Consider the following 23182-nt stretch of genomic DNA (forward strand, 5'->3'; position numbering starts at 1 on the left):
TAATTGTGTATAAATGCTTTTTTACTAGTCGTATAAACAAGTGGATATGTCTCCTATAAAGCCAGTTTCCCGAGTGTGAAAAAGTTTCCTACTGGAAACCGTTCGTTTCTATCCGTGAAATATTTCTCTTCCCTACTGGAAACATTTCGCTACTATCCGTCAAATTTTTCCGGCTGTCGGTCCCTGAAAATGGTTGACGTGATTTTTGATCCTAATTAAACCGGGTTCTGCTTCAAAAATGTCAAGTTTATATGCTGTGCTGTCATTCTCAACTCTTCCCCTGCATGGTCCACGGTAGAAGACTGCACGAGAGAAGAGTACTTTGGACCAAAGTGATTTTGGTTTCTTTAAAATCTCGGATGTGTATTCTGTTGTTGCATCTTACATTAATAATACAAATGTTCTAACTCCTATTTGCTCTTTGGAAAAGGACCTTCAGTCCCTTGAGATGCGTCAGTGTACGCCTTAACATTATATATACGAATGAGAAAACTCGATCTTTAAATCCATATTCACAACAAGGGAGTTTTATAGCATCATCAATGGAAATTATATTATTCTGTATCAAACGAAGTTTCTCTCTTTCTTTTCTAATAGATGTAAAGTCAGTTGCAGAAGGATGATAGCATATAGTATATAGCCCCATATGCATACGTCTTACTCTCCATAATTGAGAGGGCAGCCATGTGAAGCCAAAACGTTCAAAAGGTCGATATGAAATTCCATCACTAATAATGGTGATGGATGAATACCTTTTTAATGCGAGTAACGTATTCATATCAAACGTATGAGATGGGGCAACCCAAACACGAGGGGAAATTCCATGTTTTTGAAATATCCCAATGCCCTGTTTAATCTTGTCCTTTTGTGCTTCTAAAGGAAGTCCCGCAAATTCGGACTTTTGATTAAAGGGAATAAATCCACTCTTATTGGTGATGTAGACATGATCATATCCATGAAGAGCGATCTCCCAACCTTTATCTGCCCATCGATGTACAGTCTTCCAAAAGAATTCATCGCTTTCTGAGATCATCTGCTTCGTGTCTTTGTTGTCCGGTATTACTGCAACAATCGGCTTGATCCCTAACTCGTCAAATATCTGTTCAAACATAAGCCACTTTTCGTGATCCATTGTAGGACAGGCATCGTCTATGCGGATGATATATTTACTTTTCATTGTCAGTTTGAGATTTCGCTACTTGTCTATAGTATTTGAAGCATATAGCCCCCCCTAATCCATTACTAAGTGTCAGCGTTAGCGCTGCTCCAATGGCAGAGAGTGGGTATATGAGTATCAAAGCTAATCCGCCTCCTATGAGAGAAGATATAAGAGTCGCTCTTACATACTTAATGTCGTATCCATGCGTGATGAGGAAGTTCTGACCGTAAGTCTTGATAACCGTAAGACAGACTATGTTGACACACAGGATAGCATATACAATAAAGGGAGTGATAGACCACTCTATGGCGAGGTACCAAAATACGACTGGAGTGCCAATGAGTGCTAATATCGCAGAGCATACACCAACGACAATTGAGATTCTTGCACTTCTCTGAAAAGCCTCTTTACGACGGCTCAAGAATGGGAAAAACACTTGAGACAGGATAGTCACTAACGTAAGACCTATCATGGCAATCTTATGAAGAGTCTCATACGTTCCTACGGTATTATGATCATGAAAAAGCCCCAACAGTAATATTCCGCCAGCATTGTAGAGATTGGGTAAGAAGATATTGATGAATATAGGGAGGTTTTCCTGTACCGTCTCTTTGAATTCAATCATAGATACCCGCACAAATCTCACATGATGCTTCCTTCGGACGATAAACTGAGAGATTGTGGCTGATAGCACGTAGGTCATTGACTGCAAGAGGATGTATTTATTGAAGTCTCCAGACTCTCTAATAACAACAAAAACCAGGCAGGTAAATAGCACTCGTGTGGTTACCTGTATGATCGTGATGAACTTCATCTGCTCTATCCCTTGGAAGAACCAGTCTGTAATAAAGACAGAGGCGATCAATATAGGTAAAGCACATAGATACGAGACCCAATCTTGCCTGAAAGAGGGTACAGCTATAATCAGTATCGAAAATAACAATATAGCTAGCACCGCCAAAGCAATCTTTGTAAAGATAACTTGAGAGTAAACCTTATTGAGAGTGCTCTTATCATCTCTAGTGAGTGCGACATCTCTCGGAGCTAATACTGCAAACCCAAAGTCTGTAATAGTGACAAAGTAGTCCATCAGAGTTATGGCCATTACATAAACACCATACCCAGACTTTCCCATAACTCTTAGTACATAGGGCAGAGTTATAAGAGGAAGTATTAAGGTAACCAAACGTAGTACAGAGAGTGATGCAAAGTTCTCAATAAGAGTTTTTGCATCTTTATTGCTTCGCGCTCTATCTATTAGAGGCTTAAACTTATTGCTTCGCACTACCACCCTAGTATTGCTATTTGGATTACCTTGTTGTACTAAACTCCGCAACTACTTCCTCTAAGATCCAGCTTAAACTATCTACAGATCCTTCATGCCACTCAAGATCTTTTGTCCAATAGCCTGAGCAAGGAGCATATCCTGTGGCAGAGTAGCCATAAGAGACCTCTACGACATAAAGTTGTCCTGTTTGTTTGTGTTGGACAAAGTCAAGCACTAAACTTTGAGACCTAACTTGTTCGTTTATAGAGAAAGCGGTTTTAATAAGTTCCCTACTAAACAACTCCTTATTGTAAGAAATCAATCCACTTCCAGAGGCTCTAAAGTCTCCTTTTCTTATTTTCCTTTGTATGGCAAAGGCTTTATTTCCTATTACAATCACTCTTAGATCAAACCCGTCATTGGGGATGAACTCTTGAAAGTAGGCATAGCCTTTTTCAGGGGCATGCATCCTTGCATACTCGGTCGGAATAATCAGTCTTCCGCAGGATCGAATTAAAGCCTTGAGTGTTATCTTCTTTGCTTTATAAGCCTTATATCGATCTCGTACATAGTCACGACCTCTAAACTGAGCAAAACCTCTACCGAAAGCTCTCTTGACAAAGCTCTTTGCCTCTCTAGCATTATGAGCCAGCATCACATTAGCTGACCCAGCTCCTCCTCTTAACTTAAACACCTTGGGGAAGTCTGTCGTCTCAATCCACTCATAGGCACTCTTCTTATCATAGAATGCCCAAGACTTAGCCGCTTGAACTCCCAAAGCCTCAAAGAGGTACTTCTGTCCTAGCTTATCATCAAAATGCCAGCCTGTTCTAAAGTTTGGGAAAACGATCTTTCCAGCCTGTTCAAGTGAGAATAGTAGTTGCTTGGCAAAGAGAACATCTCTATAATCTGCTTGATGATGATCAAAGAGTATTATGTCGTAATCTAGAATTTTAGCAATAATGTCGGAGTCATATGGGGTGAATGTATCGTATTTATATCCGTGTTCATCGCAGTACTTCATCCAATATGGAGAGAAGGTGGTGTATCGAGGTTGTAAGATTGCTATTTTCATATTGTCGCTTGTTTGGCTTCTGTGTATGTGAGTGCTAGACGAAACGATTATTTTCTGCTATGAATAAAAAGTCGCTTTGCGATGATATCCCACATATAGCGAAATGCAGGATAGGGGTCTTTACGGTTCATTAAAAGGCAAGTGTCATACTTTTGAACTTCTTTAATCCACTCATACAATGATATTTCTCCCTTCCACACGTTGTCAAAAAAATCAAGTTGATCAGCTATCATTGTCTTGGGTTTCTTGTTATACAAGTGGTTGTCATAGCTAATCTTGAAAATGTTTGCATAGAGCCCGTAGTGAATGTTTGCACCATACTTAGTCGCCCCATAGGTATGTGCATCGTTTCTTAGATTAATCTCGGTAAAAAAAGGTCTATGGTTTCGATCAATTAAAAACTCAATGCTAAAGAATCCACACCTATACCCTGTGGCCTGAATAAAATTCAAGATAGTGTTATGGGTTAGTCCAAAACTTTGTTCAATGTTTGTAGCACAGTCGTGCATCGCTTTATTTCCATATGCATTCTCCTTGAGGCTGAGGTAGTAATACCCTGTGGGCATGCATATGTTCCCCTCGTTATCTACAAAGCCCAATAGATCAACCTCAGTTGACCGACTGATCTGCTCTTGTATGACGATCTTGTCAGAAACTTTGGAGATAGCTTGTTCTAGGTCTGCCTTATTGTGACAAATATGGGTGTTTGATTTTCCACCTTCTATAGAGTTTCTGGACTTGATGAAGCATGGAAAGGTGATCTGGTCAATGGCGCAGTCGTTGATGTCGTCCACAACCCAAGTTTGAGGCGTGTGAAGTCCGCACTTGTTTGCAAGGTTCTGTTGCCAAATCTTGTCCATCTTAAGTCCCAGCCTTTCGCCGTCAGCGGAGTGTGGAAGATAAAAATAATGAGAGAGTTCCTCAAATGCTTGGCTTACAATATCTGTTACAATATCGGATGTCGTGATGAGAAGAGTTTTGCAGCATATTTGTTTTCCCAAGCTAGTGAGGTAGGGTATTATAGACTCCACCGTTGGGATGGTATCCGATCCACTCAGATACTTGCTACACCGCACAAAGTTTGTTAGCCGGCCTAATTGTAGAAAGAATGGTTTTACTCCCAGCTCTCCCAGACTTCTAACCACACCTAAGGCGTTCACGTGGCTGGGGCCTACGATAACAACTGGAGGAAATGTCTTTGTTTGTGGAGACATGTTATAAGATCTTGAGTCTAGGTAGCTGGTTATAGTATTTTTTTGAAGGCATATACGAGAATCATAGAACCAAAAGTGCCTGACAGCTCTTTGGATGACTCTTACAGTCTGGCATCGCTTATGTTTGCTTCCAAGGCTCCCTTTACATCATAGATCACCCCATTGTAGGTGGTAAGATTGCGAACTGAAAGCTCAGCGAAGTCTCGGTGTGCAACAGCAAGAATCACAGCATCGTATTTTTCAGAGGGGGGCTGGTTGCGCACTTCTACCCCATACTCACGCTGTGCGATGGCTGGGTTTGCCCATGGGTCATGGATGGTTACATTTACGTTGTAATCCTGGAGAGTCTTCACTATATCAATTACCTTGGTGTTGCGGACGTCGGGGCAGTTCTCTTTGAAAGTGAAACCGAGAATGAGTACTTTGGAGTTGAGTACTTGAATACCTTTCTTAAGCATCAGCTTGACTACTTGATCGGCCACATACTCTCCCATTCCGTCATTCATGCGCCTACCGGCTAGGATGATCTCAGGATTGTACCCGTACCTCATGGCACATTGAGCAAGATAATAAGGGTCTACTCCGATACAGTGCCCCCCTACTAGTCCGGGACGAAATGGGAGGAAATTCCACTTTGTACCTGCAGCTTCAAGTACATCTTGGGTATCTATCCCCATGCGGTTGAAAATTTTTGCCAGTTCATTTACAAAGGCAATATTGATGTCGCGCTGTGAGTTTTCAATCACTTTGGCAGCTTCTGCCACCTTGATGGAGGGGGCCAAATGAGTTCCAGCGGTGATGACTGAGCTGTAAACGGCATTGATATACTCGCCTATCTCAGGGGTGGAGCCAGAGGTGACTTTTTTGATGTGCTCTACGGTATGCTGTTTGTCACCGGGGTTGATCCGCTCAGGGCTATAGCCAGCGAAGAAGTCTTTGTTGAATTTTAGCCCAGAGGTTTTTTCAACAATCGGAAGGCACTCATCTTCTGTGACACCTGGATAGACGGTGCTCTCATAGACCACTAGGTCGCCGACGGAAATTACTTTCCCGACAGTGGTACTGGCACTGACCAAAGGCGTAAGGTCAGGATTGTGATTTTCATCAACCGGGGTAGGTACTGCCACAATGTAAAAATTGCAGTCTCGGATTTCGTTTAGGTTGGTCGTACATTTCAGCCCATACTTGGTGATGGCTTCTTGTAGGAGAGCGTCTTCAACTTCAAGTGTAGAGTCGTGTCCGGACATTAGCTCATTTACTCTAGCTGCATTGAGATCAAAACCAATTGTCGGGAATTTAGTTGAAAACAATCGGGCCAGGGGAAGTCCTACATAGCCTAGGCCAATCACGCATATTTTTGTTTCTTTTAGAGTCTTCGTGTCCATGATTTATCCAGAGCGTAATATATTATCGCAAATTATTCCAGTACCATTCACAAGCTTCCGCAAGTCCTCGTTCCATAGAGTATTTTGGAGCGTATCCTAGGAGATTCTTAGCCTTGTCAATACATGCCAAGGAGTGGGGTATATCACCTACTCTATTGGGGCCATGTGTAGGTTGTATTTTCGCTATTTGTGGGTCAAAATTTGAGAGGTTGACCCGCAAAGCATCTACCAGCTGGTTGAGTGTTGTGCGTTCTCCGTATGCGGTGTTGTATACCTGATTCACCGCTTCTGGATTGGTGCTGAGCATTGCACGTTCGTTCATCTGTATCACGTTGTCGATGTAGGTAAAGTCTCTACTATACTCTCCATCTCCATTGATATTAGGTGCTTCGTGAGCTATAAGTTTTTTTACGAAAAGGGGGATGACAGCAGCGTATGCTCCATTTGGATCTTGTCTGCGTCCAAAGACATTGAAGTACCTTAGCCCGATACACTCCATGCCATAGGTGCGTGCAAAAACATCTGCGTAGAGCTCGTTGACATATTTTGTGACAGCGTAAGGACTTAGTGGACGGCCGATTTTTTCTTCTACTTTAGGCAACGTTGTAGAATCGCCATATGTAGAAGAGCTAGCGGCATACACAAATCGCTTCACCCCAGTGTCACGAGCCGATACCAGCATGTTGAGGAATCCTCCTATGTTTACGGCATTGGTCGTAATGGGATCCTTGATAGATCGAGGTACCGACCCTAGTGCAGCCTCATGCAGTACATAATCTACTCCTTCACACGCTGCTAGGCAGGTTGCTAAATCTCTGATGTCGCCCACTCTTAGCTCAAAGTGGTCTGGGTATTTCTCAAAGAATGGAAGGAGGTTGTGCATGTGGCCTGTCGCAAAGTTGTCAAGTACACGCACGTGGTACCCTTGTTCAAGGAAGTGCTCGGTAAGATTTGAGCCAATAAAGCCGGCTCCACCGGTGATTAGGATCTTGCTATTCATGTTTTGGGGTGGTTGTTTTTGTTGGGTTGGGGGTTTGATCGTGGTCGAGGGCTTCGAAGCGGCTGTTGGCGCTTTTGTACTCCGGGACCAGTGTCTTGAGGGTGCGTACGGCCTCATCGGGTTGGTTGGCGAGGGCTTGGCTCTCAATCTTGCCGTAGAGTGGCAGGATCCGGTCGTGGTCGATGGGGCGTATGCGGGCGATCATTACTTTGTCGATCGAGGTGGGGAGAGTGTTTTCTTTGGTTGAGAGGACCTCCTCGTAGAGTTTTTCGCCTGGGCGCAGTCCGGTGAACTTGATCTTGATGTCCTTGCCCGGTACGAGTCCGGCGAGTCGGATCATGTCGTTTGCCAGGTCCACTATTTTGTGCTCTGTGCCCATGTCGAAGACATAGATCTGTGCTTCGGTGGCGATTGCTCCGGCCTCGAGTATGAGGCTACAGGCCTCGGGTATGCTCATGAAGTATCGGACGATGTCCGGGTGGGTGACGGTGATGGGGCCACCTTCGGCGATCTGCTCCCTAAATAGGTGGATGACGCTGCCTTGGCTACCAAGGACGTTGCCAAATCGTGTGGTGACAAAGATGGTCTTGCCGTGTCGTGTGCCCTCCTTGAGTTCTTTGCCGAGGCTTTGTACGTACATCTCGGCGGCGCGTTTGCAAGCACCCATGACGTTGGTGGGGTTGACCGCTTTGTCGGTGGAGACCATGACCATCTTTTCCACACCAAACTCCAGGCAGAGGTCTGCCAGGTGTTGGGTGCCTATGATATTGACGAGAATGCTCTCACACGGGTTTTCCTCCATGAGTGGCACATGCTTGTATGCGGCGGCGTGGAGGACGATGTCGGGGTGAAATTTCTCAAAAGCATAGCGCAGTCGCTCCTTGGATCGTACGTCGCCGATAAAGGGTACGAATGATAGCTCCGGGTGGTTTTTCTCCAAGTGTAGTCGGATGTTGTGTAGTGGAGTCTCGGCGTTGTCGAGGAGGATGAGTCGCCGGATCGGGAGTGTGGCGATCTGCTTGACCAGCTCGGAGCCAATACTGCCGGCGGCTCCGGTGACCAGTACGACCTTGTCGTCGTACATGCGTGCTATTTCGCTGCTGTCGTGGTGGATCTCGTTGCGCATCAGGAGGTCTTCGATCTTGATGCGCTGGACGCTTTCAGCGGCTATGGTGCCGGCATCGCTCTCTCGTACTCCGGGCATGAGGTAGGTGTGTAGCCCAAGTGATTCACAGGAGTAGATGAAGTCTTCACGCTCTCGGAGAAAGTCTTGCTTGGTCGGGAATATGATCCCCTGTATCCCCTTTTCCTGGGTGAGTTTTGCGAGGTCTTCGGTGTCTGAGATGTGGTAGATTCGGCGACCGTCGATGCGGTACTCTCCCTGACCCTCGGAGCGGGTACAAAATCCCACTACGTGAAAGTAGGGGCTGTCCTCGAGCTGTTTGGCAGCTGAGACGCTGATGTCTCGGACGTTGAAGATGAGGATGCGTGTCTTTTGGCGGACCGCCTTGGGGCTAAAGCTCTTGATCCACCTGGTGGTCATGATCATGAACAACCGCGCAAGGACATAGGCGGTGAAGAATAGTGCCGTAAAGAGGATCAGGAAGAGGAGTGTTGGCTTGGCTGTCAGAGGTTGCCTGAGTAGATGGAGTATCAGGCAGGTGACCAAGGTGATGATCAGTGGGTTGATCAGTGTCACGCACCCGATTCCGCGGGTAATGCGGAGGGATGAGAAGCGAAATAGCTGGCGGTGGGTGTGGCAGGCTAGGCTGAATATCAGCGTGCTGATGAGTGTGACCACCGATAGTGTGATGGCGGTGGTAAGGCTGGCGGTCTCAAATGGCCCAGCCGAAAGAAAGTAGCCACTGAGGAGCATGGAGCATAGTCCGGTAAGCACTGCCAGTGCGAGGTCTGCGATGAGTACCAGGCGACTGTTGAGGTAGCCTTTTTTGTAGATGTTGTATAGCCTTTCTTTCGTTTTCATGGTTTGGGCTTTATCGCTTTTTCATCATCCGTTTGTACCCTTTGTGGTCTCTCCCCTCTGAAAAAAGGGCTGTGGTACTTTTGGCCTAGATACGTTTTTCGAGGACGTACTGTAGCGTGCGGTAGTTGTGCAGGTCGGTGCCCGACAAGTCGTAGAGGTTGGCTTTGGCGATCTGTTTGCTTTTCTTTCTTGCCAAAGATCCATAGATTCCCAGTTCGGAAAAGAGGTTTCTCTGTAGCTTGATCCCCATCTCCTTGAGCTCTCGGTAGTCGTTCATGTCCATGTAGACATACCGCTCGGGATGTGCGAGTATGGGGAAGTATCCGGCCGACATGATGCGGTGCAAGAGTCGGTGTAGCTCCATTGGTGGGCGTACATAGGAGGTCTCCACGAGCAGATGGTTGCCGTCCGGTCCTATGGGTAGGAGGTCGTCCTTTTGTAGTCGTTCCTCAAAGAGGGAGTCTAGCATGTTCTCTGCCGCCAAGTGGAGCTCGATGGGCCCGGTGTAGGCGGTTTGGAGTAGCTCAAATCGCTCACGCAGGTGGTAGGTGGTGTTGGGGATGTCCTCCATGATGTGCGGAGTGAGCCATACGCACCGTATCCCCAGTCTCTCGTATTCGGCCAGTATCTTTAGGCTCTCGGAGAGGGTGCGCACACCATCGTCCACGCCCGGCAATAAGTGGCAGTGCCAGTCGGTGTAGTCACGGAAGGTCCCCCTTTCCTCCAGGGTTTGTCGCTTACGAAAAGGCCACATATTGTCGTGCTATCTTTTTGCTTGCCTTGTATTGGTGCACAGGCTGTCTTTAGTCATTACCATAGCCATATCCATAGCCATATCCGTAGCGTTTGCCATAGGATCCGGTTGCATACTCGGTGTCGTTGAGCAGGACGGCGAGGTTTTTGAGGGCTTTGCGGTCGTAGAGCTTTTGGAGCTCGCCCAGCATACTTCTCTCCAGTAGTCCGGCGCGTACGACGAAGATGGTGCGGTCCACATGGCGTGCGATGATCTGTGTGTCTGCGATCATCTCGACGGGCGGGCAGTCGACAAAGATGTAGTCGTACTTGCCCCTCAAGCTGTCGATGGTCTGTGGCAGACGGTCACCCGTGAGGAGCTCTGCGGGGTTTGGGGGTGGTGTCCCGGCGGGGATCATATCCAGCCCCTCGTAGATCCCGGTGGGGTAGATGATTGACTCTAGGTCGTCTACCTTGCCCCCCAGGTAGTCACTCCAGCCAGGGCGAGGAGCCGATATGTACTCGGAGAGGCTCCCCTTGCGGAGGTCTCCGTCGATTAGGAGGACGCGCTCGCCCTTGAGGGCAAAGCTGGTCGCAAGGTTCATGGCGATGAAGGTCTTGCCACTGTTGACGTTGTAGGAGGTGAATAGGATCACGTTGGTATCCTGGCCGGTATTGGAGACAAACTGGAGGTTGGTGCGTACCACTCTGAATGCTTCGTTGACGGCGTCTCGCTTGCCGGCTTGTACGATGAGTACTTTGTCGTTTCGCTCCGGCTTTTTCTTCCAAAAGAAGCCTCTTTTCTTTTTCTTCTCCAGACTGGGAATCTCGCCGAGGAAGGGCAGAGTGAACCCTTCCAGGTCTTTTCGGCCTCGTACCGTGTTATTGGCCATCTCCTTGAGTATGAGTAACGACATGGGTAGTATGAGGCCCAGTAGGAGTGCAGCGAGCAGTGTCACTGCGTTTTTGGGTGCCACCGGTTTTAGTCCACCTGCGGGGGGGGATATTATGCGGATGTTGTAGGCGGTGAAGGCTCTGGAGAGCTCGTTTTCCTCGCGTTTTTGGAGGAGGTAGATGTAGAGAGCCTCCTTGACAGCCTGCTCGCGGCCAATGGCCTGGAGGTGCATGGCTTGGTCCGGGCTGGAGGCTAGGCGGCTGTTGGTCTGTTGTCGCTCGTTTTGCAGGCTACTGATCTCGGTCGACAGGTTGACCAGCAGGTTGTCCACGGAGGTGAGGATGGCTTTGCGGAGCTGGGCCAGAGTCTTGTCGCAGTCTTCGACGAGTGGATTTTGCTCACCGGAGTTGGCTACGAGAGAGTTGCGCTGGAGCTGTATCTTGTTGTACTCTTCTATCTGTGACTCGATCCCCTTGCTTTCGATGCCGGTATTGGCCGGTATGAGTCGGTTGTCTCCGACTGCCTCCGTGAGGTGGGCGCGTATGTACTCCGCCATGCTCTTTTGGGTACTGAGCATGAGTAGTCGGTTGTCGGTCTCTTTGGCCTGCTGGAGGTAGAGTGTGGAGGCCTGCTCTATATTGGGCATGCGGTGCTTGCTCTTGAAGCCGGATATTCTTTCGTCCACCCCGCCCAGCTCTTTCTCCAGCGTGGCCAGTCGTGCGGTGATGAAGTCGGAGGTGGCTATGATGGCCTCATTTTTGTCTTTGAGCCAGGCTTCCTTGTAGACCTCTATGAGGGTGTTGATCACGTCGACGGCTCTCTCGGTGCACTCGTCTTGGTACCTGATGTCGATGAGTGTTGCCTTTTGGTCACTGAGTGCGGTGGTGAGGTTTTGGAGGACGTGGTCTGCCGTGGAGTAGAGGTTGGTGCGGGTGATGTAGATGGTCCGATCTCCGTGCTTGAGAAAGTCCGGTAGAGTGTTGGTGCCACTGATGGTGATTCTTCCCAGTGGGGTCCGGATGGTGTCGTTGAGGTTGGCGACCAGCTCCTCCTTGGGGAGGCGGCCGCGCAGGCTACTCTCAAAGCGTGATAGGACGACCGTGTGGTCATCTCGTATGTTCAGCGTGAGCTTGGCATTCTCCTCCGGCTGTAGGTCGTGAAAGAGGAGGTGTACCGGTAGCTCGTTGCCATAGATGATGGGGTCATAAAAGGTGCTCGGCACTCGGTAGTCGACATCCAGGCGGAGTCGCTTGACGACCTCATATATATGTGATGGCGTGCAGAGGGTCTTGACTTCGTTGTGGACATTGGATTGTCCGAGGCTCATCCCCATGCCGGAAAAGAGGTTGGAGACATCTCCGCTGATGGTCTGGGACTTGGAGTCCTCCTTGATCAGCAGCGTCGCTGTGCGGACATACTCCTTGGGGGTGCAGAGGAGGTAGAGCTGTGCCACGGCGAGTGCCACGACCACGGAGGCCAAAAGGAGGGGCCACCGACTGATGAATAGCTCTAGGTAGGACCTTAGGTCGATCGACTCGTCGTCTGGAGTCTCAGCGGGTATGGCAGGGCCTGTGTAGTGTCTGTTTTCTTCCATTGTTTACTTCCTGATTAGGACCACGATCGTGGTGAGAAGTGAGGCGACGGACATCCAGAAGGATCCGGTGAGAAAGGTGTTGCCGTTGACTGTGGACTGTCGAGCTCGGTTGTCGTTGGGGAGTATGTAGACGATGTCGTTTTGTCGGAGGAAAAAGACCGGAGAGGCATAGAGGTCCTCTGCTGAGGTCAGATCCACCCTGTGGGAGGTCATCCGGTCGCCCTCTTGGCGCAAAACGAGTACCCCCTTGCGTTGTCCGTAGATGGTCAGGTCGCCGGCTCTGCTGAGTGCGTCCAAGATACTGATCCGATCACGGTCGATGTAGTACTGCCCGGGCTTGTTGACCTCTCCGAGGACGGAAAAGCTGAGGTTGTGAAACTCCACTGTCACCACCGGGTCGTTGACCAGGTTGGCCGAGGTCAGTCTGGTCTTGATCAGCGTGGCGATCTCCTCACGACTCTTGCCGGCCACACTGATGCTGCCGAGTACCGGGAAGTCGATGGTCCCCTCGTCTGTGATCGAGTAGACCGAAACACCCTGTGCTCCGGACGAATACCCCTCTCCGTAGCCCACTCGGTAGTTGGTGGCAGAGAGGTTGAAGAGCTCGGAGAGCTTGGCATCTTTGCTCTTGACGATGATGGAGATTTTGTCTCCCGGCTTGACCTTGATGGTGTGTGGGAGCTTGGCCACCAGGTCGGTGCCGTCTTTCAGATCTTGTACATAAACAATACGCCGAGAGGTGTTGCAGGAGGTGCTAATGACCATGGCCAACACCATTGTCACCACTGTCAGTACTCGATGTTTTAGTCCTAGGCTCATTGGGAGTGTTTTGTATTTGTGGAGGATGTATCGGATCTTCAATTCATTGATCGCACAAAGGTAGCATTTTTTCTTCCCCTCCTCAAAAACTCCACCTCTCCCCGGTCTTTTTTGAGGTTTTCGGGAGGTTGTCCGAAAAAGGCGGAAGGTTTTTTGGGTGCGAATAGTGTCTTTTGCTTTGTCGGGCGGAGGGAAAGTCTTTTTTCTGGGAGAAAAACTCGGCAGGGTCGGAGAAAAAGATACGCTTGTCCTATGAAAAAGATAAAATCACTGTGTGATTTCTAGAAATCACTTAGTGATTTGAATAAACCACACAGTGATTTGAATAAATCACATAGTGATTTTGAGTTTTCCGGCCTGTGGGTTGACTTTTTGGTGGCTTTGCTTTTCTTTCTCTTGGGGGAGATGAAGAATCAATGTGGTGACGGACCTCGGATAAAGGGAGAGGGGAAAGAGGCGATGGATTCGTCTCTTTCCCCTCTCTCGCTTTGGGGTGTGGCTTGGTGAGCCGTGGTACTACCGTGTGGCGAGTGTGTATCGACCTGCCTTGAGGTCATCGAGTGTGGGGTTGTAGCTGTTGCCGGAGACGGTTCGGGAGGTCCAGGCTTTTTTCGGAATGCCTCCTTGCTCTACGGCTCGCTTTAGTCCGGAGTAGTCGGTCAGCTTTTTGAAGTCGCGGATCTGTATGGTTCGGAGTGAGCTGAGGTTCCGGAATCCGTTGAGGTTGGTCAGTACGTTGTTGCTTCTCCAGCTCCCGTAGAGACTGAGTTGGCCGACTGTCTCCAGTGCCGGAAAGTCGGTGGCGGAGAGGGCGAGGGCCTCGATGTTGATTGTTTCTGCCTTTTTTAGCTTGGGCATCGTGATCGTCTGTAGGGCATCGACGTTGTTGGTGATGGAGAGTTCTCCGATTGTCTCTAGGTTGTCGGCTACAATGGTGCGGATGTTGTCGCCCCCGAGGGTGAGTTTTTTGGTGACGGCTTTGAAGGTGCCGGGGACGGCCAGCCGTTCGGTCTGGATGCGCTCGAGTATGAGGGTCTCGATCTCAGCCGGTCCGCTGATCTCCGGGATGTCACCTTGTTGGCCGTTGGAGTAGTTTTCGGAGAAGATGAGTTGCTTGACGGTCGTGGGTAGGATGAGCTTGTCGAGGTTTTTCCAGGATTTTTCCAGGGTGATGCTGGGGCAGTCCAGAGCTGAGAGGTCTTGTGTGCCGCTGAGGCTGACTTCGTCAAATGTGAGCTTGCTCAGTGTGGCGTGGTCGGACCATGCGATCTCGGCGAGTCGGGGTAGCCCCTCGAGGCTTACATCTCCTGCTGTGGTGAGGGAGGAGAGGATGATGTGTGTGAGGTTGTCTCCTCCTTTGATTTTGAGGCCTTTGCCGATGCTCTTGAGTGCGGGGAGCTCCAGTCGGGTGAGCTGTTGGTTGGTGTCCTGGTAGCGAGAGAAGCTGAGGTTGACATTTCCTTTGGTACTTGCCAGGCTTTTTAGGTCTATATCCTTGAGGAGTTGTGTGCTGTTTAGCTCAATCTCTCCTGCAGTGGTGAGCTTGGAGAGGGCTAGCGTGCCGAGCTTGGGCAGGTCGATGATCTTTAGGCTGCCCTCGCAGGCCTGCAGTTGGTTGATCGTGAGGGAGGTCAGTGGTGACCGGCTGCGACCTCGGACGGCAAAGTCGCCTCTGATGACCGTGAGGTCGTCGAGGGAGATGGTCTCGAGTGCATCGCTCTCGAGGTCGGCACTCCCGATGGTTTTCACCTTGGGGGCTGAGAGGGTGCGGAGTGTGCGGCTTTTGCTGTACAGCTTTCCGATCTCGGTGACCTGAGGTAGGTCGATGGACTCGAGGCTTTTGTTTTTTTCGCTGACACTCAGTCCGATCGTCAGGGCTTGTAGCTTGGGGAGTGTGAGGGCCTTGATGTTGGGCGGGGTGCCGTTGATGACCAGCTCTCCAATCCTCTCCAGGTTCTTTAGCTCGCTGAGGTCTCCGGTGTAGGTGGGGTTGATGACGAGGCGAAAGCGGACCTCCTTGAGCTCCTGTAGCGGTGTGAGGTCGGTGACTGTCGTCTCTCCACTCTCGGCTCCAATGACGAGGTCTCCGATCAGTCGGTTGATCCCGGTCTGTCCCAGCCGAGCGACATCTTGGTCGGTGAGGAGCTGTGCGGTGTAGGCCGCCTCGTCGGGTGAGGTGCTGTGCTGTGAGGCTGTCACGTCGATGGGGCGTAGGGTGATGTGGTACTTGCGGGGCTCTTGGCCACAGGTGCGGACGGCAAATACGTACTCCGTCTCTTTGCTCCAGTCGGTGATTGATTTGGGGTCGGGGGTGATGGTGGCGTAGGGGCTGAGTGTGTAGTCGGCTGTGGCACTCTGGTGGATGAGGTTGCGTGGCATAGGTACGACGACTCGGTCGCCTGTAATCTCGGCCGGGAATGCTCGTCCATCGTCTAGGGTGAGTGCAAAGTCAACAATGTAGTTGTCTCCACTCTGAGGTGTCTCGCTTGGTGTGCAGGCGACAAGAAGTGCCTGGAGTGCGAGGAGCAGGGTGGTGTAGGTGTATAGTTTTTTTGTAATCATGGTTTTGGCTTAGTTGTTGGGGCTAAAGTGACCGGCTTTCAGGTCCGATAGAGTGGGGTTGTAGAGGTTGTTGTCGGTGTCGAATGAGGTGAGCGAACCGTTTTGGACTGCTCTTTTGAGGAAAGAGTAGTCGGCCAGGGCGGTGAGGTTGGTGATAGAGACACTGTTGACCTCCTCGAGTGCTGAGAGGCTTGATAGGTCCTTGAGCTGGCTGTTTTTATTGACGGGGTAATAGCAGGCAAATTTTATCTCCCCTACCTTTTTGAGCTTGGGCATGCGAAGTGTCTCGATGATGTGGGAGTTGAACCCCAGGGATGTGGTCTCGACAAGCTCCGGGAAGTCCAGCGTGGCCGGTGGTAGGAGGTCGGCTCTTTTGCTGCCGTTGGCGTAGAGGGAGTTGATGTAGTTGAAGTCCAGCCCCTCGTCGGTGATGCGTCGGAGGTGCGGGAAGGAGAGGCAGGTGATGTTGGCGGTCTCAAGTCTCAGAAAACCCACCTCCTCGAGGGATTCGATACCGTAGGTGGGTGTCTTGTCTTTGGGGCAGAGTCCAGTGAGCTCGAGGGTGCCCTTTACTTTTTTGAGCCCTAGGATCTTGGGCAGTGTCGGCTGATCTAGGTTGACATCGGATGAAATCTTTACCTCTTGCAGCTCGGCCGGGAAGGTCAGTGAAGTGATCTTGGGGCAGGTGGAGAATACGAACTTCTCGAGAGACTGTGCGCGACTAAAGTCGAGTGCCTCTTGGCCTTGAAACTGGTTGAGCTCTATTGTCTTGACACCCTCCAGCTGAGCCAGGAATGCTTTGATACTCTCGAGCGAGGTGAGTTTTGCGAGTGTGAGCTTGCCTCCTAGCTTTTTCGTGGCGACTTGCTCTAGGGAGCGCACTCCGAGTGACGTGAGCTCTAGGTCTTTTTGCACCTCAGTCAGTTGGCTGAGGTTGAGGTGTGCCAGCTCTGGGCCGTTGATGATGTTGAGTGTCTCCATGGTCCGGACTTGTGGCAGTGCCAGGTCTTTCAGCGAGACATTCTTCACCTCAAGTGCTCTGAGTCGCTCGAGGTGAGGCAGGCTGAGGGAGGTGAGGCTGGCGGTGGAGTTGACGGTTAGCTTGCCGGAGATTTCGCGGAGCTTGGGGAGATCCACTCGGTGTAGGTTTTTGAGGTTGGACAGACTGAGGTCGCCGGTGATGAGGCCCAGGTTTGCCATACTGATGACTCCGAGGTTTTCACTGCCTGTGTGGGTCAGTCCGCCGAGACACTCTAGCTTGGGAAAGGCCAGCGAGCTGACGGCGGTTTTTGAGAGGTCGAGCTTGCCGGACAGGCAGACCAGCCCGGGGATGCTGACTAGGTTGACCTTGGGCGCCTCGATGACTAGGTCCCGGTAGACCGTCTTGAGCGAATTGAGCCTGACTTTCTCCAAGTGGGGGCATGCCTTGATGTGTATGGCTCCGGCACTCTCGATATTGCGTAGGCCCTGTAGGTCTTTGCCCTTGTAGGTGGGGTTGACGATGATGTCGTAGGCCACATGCTGTAGTCGAGTGAGTGCGGAGAGGTCGCCTATGGAGTCTGTCCCTGTTGGCGCACCGATGACTAGGTTGCCGGCAATATCGGTGGCTCCACTCTTGATGAATTGGGCTAGATCCTCGTCCGTGTATAGGTAGATCGAGCCTTGTGGCACCGATTCTGCTGAGGTCCTTTCGACATGCACGATGTAGGAGCGTTTGGCCGTACCGCTGCTCTTGACGGCAAAGACTTGGTCTACTGTCCAGTCTTTGGTCTGCTCCGGCAGGGGTATGATCTTGGCATTTTGGCTGAGGCGATAGCTTGGGGTGGCGTCGGTGAGATCAACGGATAGGGGGATCTGCAGTCGGACTACCTCACCGTGTGTGATGGTGCCTACGTAGGTCGCCCCGTCTTTCGTCTTGAGCGAAAAGTCCAAGAGACGACTGTCTCCGCTTGGCGTGGGTCCGTCGCAGGAGACGAGGATGAGTGAAAAGAGTAGGAGTATATTTAGAGCTAGTTTGTTCATGGCGGTCGGTGATCAGTTTTTGGGGATCTGTATGTCTATTACTCGGAGTACCTCGGTGGAGTTTTCGCCCAGCCATCCGGCTTTGGCGTTGGCACCGGTTTGTATTTTCACGAAGTCGATGTAGTCGAGCTGTACCGGCTTGCCTGTGTAGTCGATGGCATCCTCGAGCCTAAAGTGGTTGACCCCTCTGTCGGCATAAGGGCTGTCGGCCTCGGTTAGCATATCGATCGGACTAAAGTTGTCGGCATATCCCCACTCAAATTCCGGGTTTTTCCACATGCCTCCGTTGTTGATTGGGACAAAGTTCAGCCGTGTTCCGCGTAGTGTGTAGCTGTCGGGCCTTACCCACAGAGGGTAGTACTCTTGGGTGTGAAAGCTGTTCCAGTCGACCGTTCCTTGGTTGCCTCTGTTGTCGGTCCACTTGACGTCAGATTGCTTTGTGCTTGGGCGGTAGTAGGTCACCTCATAGTCTTGGATGGTGCCGGGTTTGCCATACTCGCTGCCCTTGAGCTCGTACCAGTTGTCGTCGGGGATGCCGTTACCGTTTTCGTCCTGCATGACCCATACGATACCGGGCTCAGAGCTACCGGCAAAGGCGTTGCCCTCGACGGCAAAGTCGTATCCCTTGCCTCTCGTGTTGTTTTTGATACTGTGGTCGAATCCCACTACGAGGTAGCCGCCAAATCCACCTAGTGATACGTAGTCTCCTCTGTCGAGTCTTGACTTGGCATAGTTGCAGGCATCCGCCATGGTGTTGGCGGTGTATCCGGCGTTGGTGAATTGTCCGGGTGCGGCCAAAAACTCAAAGACTTGGCTGGCATAAGCACTGCTTGTCGCAGTCGTTGGGCGTAGGTACTTGTTTGCCTCGACCCCTTGGATGATGATCGTTGCTTCTGCTACGTGCTCACCTTCTGTCGCAGCTCGTGTGCCGTCGTTGTCTTCTGTGGAGCTGTTTGTTGACTTGGTGGCGATTACTTTCAACTCGGTTTGCCCGGTTGATGTGGCGGTCATCGGGTAGTAGTCTTTGGTCTGTGTCTTGTCCTCTACACCGTTCACAAACCACTTGAATGTCACGTTGCGCTTTGAGGGCAGGTAGGGGATGACTCTCATCGGCCGCCCCACTGTTGCCGGCTGAGTTTGGTAGGAAAAGGAGAGGTCGAGTGGTATGGACTTGACGACTGTGATTCGGAGGTCGTATCGGTCCACCCCGTCAGCATTTGTTGCCTCCAGGGTCAGGAAGTAGACACCCTCCTTGTCCTTGCTGTAGCTGTACTCCAGATCTTTGGACACCACTTTGTCGCCATCCAGCCACTGCACTGCCAGTCCTTCTTGGTTTTTGATCTTGGGTACGAGTTTTAGGTGTTCGCCGGTCTCGATGATCAGGTCATTGCCTCCATTGATGGAGATGATCGGGAGGTCTAGGTCTACGACGTTGATCTTTACTTCCCGGCGTGCGCTTCCGTCGGCTGTGGTTACCTGAAAGGTCACGTAGTATGTACCGGTGCTTTTTGCTGAGAAGGCGAGTTCTTTTTCTCGTCCGATCACTTTCCCATCGCTGATCCAGGAGTAGGCGGCAAATTCCTTGTCGTTTTTGATCGTGGGAGTGATTCTGAGCAGGCGGTCGGTCTTGACCGTGTATTCTGCCGCGTCAAAGGTTACTTCGGGTGGCAGTGTGGGATCTATCTGTCGGCAGGATTCGAGAGCCGGCAGGAGGAGTAGGAGCAGTAGTCCTAGGAGTAGTTTTTTCTGTTTCATGGATTGCTGTTTGTTTTATTTTGTCATCGTTTTTTTATCGTATCTAAATACTAGGTGTGCCGGGATGTCTCCGGTGTCCACTTTCCACCTCAGCATCCCGTTTTTGTCGTAGCAGAGTAGGGTACCCGGGGTGACGTAGTCTATGGCGTCCGTCAGGTAAAAGTCGCCATTGAGGGGGTTGACTTTCAGTCCGTATGGGGTGCGGATATCTTCTTGGGTGCCGTCTCGGATGAGTTTTCGGGTGGTGACTTCTTTTGTCCTCGTGTCCAGGATGCCGTAGGTGGCGACGCTATTGGTCTGCGTCTTGTAGCTCCAGGTCATGGCATAAAAGTAGGCTCGGTCGCCCACAATATCCAGGTTGCTTATTGGGAGGTCCATCTGCTTGGTCACGATATCGCGCTGTGGGTCGATGAAGTAGATGCTTGGGGCCACATTGTAGTAGTCGCCACGGGAGGTGACCAGTAGCTCGCCCGATGACGTGGGTCGCAGGCGATGGAGGTTGATGGCCACATCTATCCGCTTGATCTCCCCGAAAGTCTCCAGATCCACCACGGACACTGTACGGTCGTAGTTGGGTGCCATGTAGCCTCCGGAGTTGGCGACATAGAGTTTGCCGTTGGTTACGGCCAGTTCTTCGGGCTGGTAGCCGACGTTGCAGCTTCTGAGGACTTGCAGTGTCGTGGTGTCGACCTCGTACACTGCGCCCACACGGGCATTTTGGTCCGGCTTTACCGGTGCCACGTAGGCGGATGCATAGAGCCTACCGTTGTGAAAGGTGACGTACCGGACATTGGGGATCATGATCTTGCCTATGTGCTTGGCGTTGGTGGCATCCATCACCTCTATGTAGTTGGAGACATTGACGACGGCGTAGAGCTTGCTCCCGTAGATCCCTATATCGTTGCCCACATCGCCCAGCTCTTTCACCACTGAGGGGTTGGCTTCGGCGTAGATATTGCGGTGGTAGATTCCTTTGGTGAAGTCGAAGTAGTCCAGCGTGCATCGGTTGCTCCCCATATTTCCCTCATTCAGGAGGTAAAAGCCCACCAGCTTCCCTTTTGCTCCCTCCAGTTCCATCGCTCCGAGGTCGGTACTGTGGGGCTTGGAGTAGAGGACCTCGTACTCGCCACGACAGCCGGATAGGAGGAGAAGTAGGGTGAGGAGTAGGGGGTACAGATGGTATCGGTAGTTGCTCATGGCGGTGATCCCGTTTTTTGTGGGGCGGTGTTTTTACAGCTCAAATAGCAGTGTCAGTTTGTAGTTGCGACCGGGCATAGGGTAGTTGAGTACCACGTCGTAGTGTTGGTCCAGGAGGTTATTGACATCGAGCGACAGGCGCAGCTTGTGGTGGGTGTGTCCGATGCCCAAAACTTTCCGGAAGCTGAGGTCATGGGTGTACCACGGGAGCATGCGGCTGTTGTCGTCGTTGTACTTGGCGTTGAAGCGTTCGCCGGTGTAGACAAAGCTGTAGTTCATTCCCCAGCTCTTGTAGTCGGCGGATAGGACCACGGATCCGCTGTGCTTGGGGATGTAGACGATCTGGTGCTTGTAGTTTTTGTCCTGTTTGTTTGTGACATCCTTTGCCGCCTGGTAGGTGTAGGCTATTCGTCCGGTGATGGAGAGGTCGTCGATGGGTTGGGTCAGGGTGTTTGCGGTTAGCTCCAGCCCCTTGATGTCCACTTGTCCCAGGTTCAGCATCATCCAGCGAAACATATTTCCGGCCGGTACTGCCACGATCTTGTCGGTCACCTTGTTGTAGTAGGCGTCCACCTTTAGCTCCGCCAGTCTCAGCCATCGTGAGCTCGGAGCGATGGTGTACCTCAGCCCTAGGTTGTACTGGGTCGCATACTCCGGACGTAGGCTTGCGTTGCCGATAAGGGTGTAGTATAGGTCGTTGAAGGTCGGCATCCTAAAGATATCTTTGTAGAACGCCTCGATGAAAAAGTCCTGCTCCTCAAATGGCTTTGCGGAGAGTACCACTGCCGGGCTAAAGATGTTTTTTGGCGGGGCTTGTGCGTTGCGCTTGACCTCGTCTCGCACCATGGTCTCCAGTCCACTGACCTGCAGGGTCAGCCACTTCCACTTGGCTTCCAGTGCCAGTGCGGCAAGGAGCGTGTGCCGTGTGGGTTGCGAAAAGTTGGCAAGGTTGGACTGCATCAGATTGAGCTGGTAGTCGAGGGCGAGATTGATTTTTAGCCAATCCCACAGCTCCACCATGTTGGCCATCGAGGTATATAGCTCGTGCTGTAGGTATTTGTTGTCCACATATATGGGGCTGGTCCACTCGTTGTCTATATAGCGTGTGTAGTCGTTGGCGTATTTTGCGTTGATCTTGATCCTGTAGTGGTCGGTCAGGCGTTGGTTGTACTTGGTCTGCACGAAAAAGCTCTCGTCCTGCAGCCTTTGTCCATGCTCAAATACGTTCTTCACGATCGGTCCCGGCAGTCCGCGCTTGGATCGATAGTAGTAGCCCTGTAGGTCCCATGCCCCCTCGTGGAGTGTGCGGTAGAGTCCCAGCTCGGCCCTCAGTGCGGTGAGGTCTCCATTCTCGCGTACTGCGGTGGTGTCGTAGGCTATGGTACCGTCCTGGAAGATACGCTTGTACCGAAAAGGGTAGCGACCATTGGAGGAGATGAACTCCGTGCTCGCCGACAATGAAAACCCCAGAGGCAACTTTTGCTCCCAAGTCACGGAGGGGGCCACCAGCCCAAATGAGCCTCCCTTGAGTCCGGCACGGAGGTGATGCCGCTCGCCTGTCCCGAAGTTTGGGTACCGTGTGGTGATGTAGACCGAGCCTGCGGAGCCAAAGTCCTTGGCGCACTGAAAGAGGTCACTCTTTTGCCCATTGTACAGGGTGATCTGCTCGACATTGTCCAAGGAGAAGCGCCCTAGGTCGACCTGCCCATTTTGGGCATTGCCCAGCTGTACACCGTTGTAGAAGATCCCCATGTGGTTGGTGCCGAGACTGCGGACATTGATCGTCTTGATTCCACCGATCCCCCCATAGTCCTTGATCTGGACCCCCGAGAAGTAGCGGATCGCATCGGCTACCGAAAAGGTGCTCATGCTCCGAAGTCGTTTGCCACTGAGTTTTTGACCGGGGATTACTTCGGGGAGAGAGGCGGTCACTACGACTTCGGGTAGGGCGTGCGAGATGGTGTCGCCCAAGAGCTGACCATAGGCGGGTGCCCGGCCGATGATCACGATGAGCAGGAGCAACGTCAGCCGTGCAGCCCACCCCGAGGAGGTGAATGCTTGGGGCACCACCGGCTTGGTCTGCCCTTTTTGCCACGCAGTGCGTTTGGCTATGGTGTGCATGCTACATTGGTCCATACATTGCTTTTGGGGGCGTCTGTCGCCCCGTATGGTCGTACCGCTTTGTTCGGTCGGCTTTTTGCTTTTTTGTTTGTCTCCGGATGACGATCGCTGGGCAGGTACGCACCCGCTCTACCCCGAGCCTCGGTGATACAATTGCCCCCGGTGGGTCATGCAAATATAGTGTTTTGTCTCCAAACGACCACCGGTGAAGAGTCTTTTTTTGCGAATGAGTCCGGTGCCCTTTTTGTGGGGGTGCCCGGTTTTTCTATCCGTCTGAGCAATTGCTTCTATCCGTGAAAAGTTTCGCTTCTATCCGTGAAAAGTTTCGCTTCTATCCGTGAAAACATTTGCTTCTATCCGTGAAACTCGAGGCCCCCTGCAAGTAGTTGATTATCAGTACC

General features: G+C 51.2%; 15 protein-coding genes. All 15 read right to left on the reverse strand.

Features of this window, described 5'->3' with window-relative positions; all coding sequences use genetic code 11:
• Positions 1–403: 403 nt before the first annotated feature.
• Positions 404–1177, reverse strand: a complete 774-nt coding sequence (locus AC1EK1_RS03885; RefSeq protein WP_480305842.1) for a DUF2334 domain-containing protein — start codon at positions 1175–1177, stop codon at positions 404–406.
• Complete coding sequence (locus AC1EK1_RS03890) at positions 1167–2450, reverse strand: oligosaccharide flippase family protein (RefSeq protein WP_480305843.1); 1284 nt, start codon at positions 2448–2450, stop codon at positions 1167–1169. Before AC1EK1_RS03890 ends, AC1EK1_RS03885 begins: the two co-directional genes overlap by 11 nt.
• A 19-nt stretch (positions 2451–2469) precedes the next feature.
• On the reverse strand, positions 2470–3501 hold the full coding sequence (locus AC1EK1_RS03895) for an ATP-grasp domain-containing protein (protein ID WP_480305845.1): 1032 nt from the start codon (positions 3499–3501) through the stop codon (positions 2470–2472).
• Between the two features lie 47 nt (positions 3502–3548).
• The gene (locus AC1EK1_RS03900; RefSeq protein WP_480305846.1) at positions 3549–4715 is read right to left on the reverse strand and encodes a hypothetical protein; all 1167 of its coding nucleotides are present in this window, start codon (positions 4713–4715) and stop codon (positions 3549–3551) included.
• A gap of 101 nt (positions 4716–4816) precedes the next feature.
• On the reverse strand, positions 4817–6100 hold the full coding sequence (locus AC1EK1_RS03905) for a nucleotide sugar dehydrogenase (RefSeq protein ID WP_480305848.1): 1284 nt from the start codon (positions 6098–6100) through the stop codon (positions 4817–4819).
• 22 nt (positions 6101–6122) lie between these two features.
• A complete protein-coding gene (locus tag AC1EK1_RS03910; RefSeq protein ID WP_480305850.1) occupies positions 6123–7100 on the reverse strand; it encodes an SDR family oxidoreductase in 978 nt (325 codons plus the stop codon).
• A complete protein-coding gene (locus tag AC1EK1_RS03915; protein ID WP_480305852.1) occupies positions 7093–9084 on the reverse strand; it encodes a polysaccharide biosynthesis protein in 1992 nt (663 codons plus the stop codon). The genes AC1EK1_RS03910 and AC1EK1_RS03915 overlap by 8 nt, the downstream gene beginning before the upstream one ends.
• Before the next feature lie 85 nt (positions 9085–9169).
• Positions 9170–9838 (reverse strand): tyrosine-protein phosphatase, encoded by a 669-nt coding sequence (locus AC1EK1_RS03920; protein ID WP_480305854.1) that lies wholly within the window; start codon positions 9836–9838, stop codon positions 9170–9172.
• Positions 9839–9887: 49 nt separating this feature from the next.
• Positions 9888–12305: a polysaccharide biosynthesis tyrosine autokinase gene (locus AC1EK1_RS03925; protein ID WP_480305855.1), complete on the reverse strand. Its 2418-nt coding sequence runs from the start codon at positions 12303–12305 to the stop codon at positions 9888–9890.
• A 3-nt stretch (positions 12306–12308) separates the two neighbouring features.
• Positions 12309–13124, reverse strand: a complete 816-nt coding sequence (locus AC1EK1_RS03930) for a polysaccharide biosynthesis/export family protein (RefSeq protein WP_480305857.1) — start codon at positions 13122–13124, stop codon at positions 12309–12311.
• Between the two features lie 516 nt (positions 13125–13640).
• Complete coding sequence (locus AC1EK1_RS03935; RefSeq protein ID WP_480305858.1) at positions 13641–15686, reverse strand: hypothetical protein; 2046 nt, start codon at positions 15684–15686, stop codon at positions 13641–13643.
• Positions 15687–15695: 9 nt separating this feature from the next.
• Positions 15696–17708 carry a hypothetical protein gene (locus AC1EK1_RS03940; RefSeq protein WP_480305860.1) on the reverse strand — a complete coding sequence of 671 codons (2013 nt, stop codon included), beginning with the start codon at positions 17706–17708 and terminating at the stop codon, positions 15696–15698.
• Positions 17709–17720: 12 nt separating this feature from the next.
• A complete protein-coding gene (locus tag AC1EK1_RS03945; protein ID WP_480305862.1) occupies positions 17721–19463 on the reverse strand; it encodes a PKD-like domain-containing protein in 1743 nt (580 codons plus the stop codon).
• 15 nt (positions 19464–19478) lie between these two features.
• A complete protein-coding gene (locus AC1EK1_RS03950; protein ID WP_480305864.1) occupies positions 19479–20660 on the reverse strand; it encodes a YncE family protein in 1182 nt (393 codons plus the stop codon).
• Positions 20661–20693: 33 nt separating this feature from the next.
• Positions 20694–22796: a TonB-dependent receptor gene (locus AC1EK1_RS03955; RefSeq protein ID WP_480305866.1), complete on the reverse strand. Its 2103-nt coding sequence runs from the start codon at positions 22794–22796 to the stop codon at positions 20694–20696.
• Positions 22797–23182: the final 386 nt, after the last annotated feature.

It is taken from the genome of Porphyromonas sp. C0026D3, from assembly GCF_056590775.1.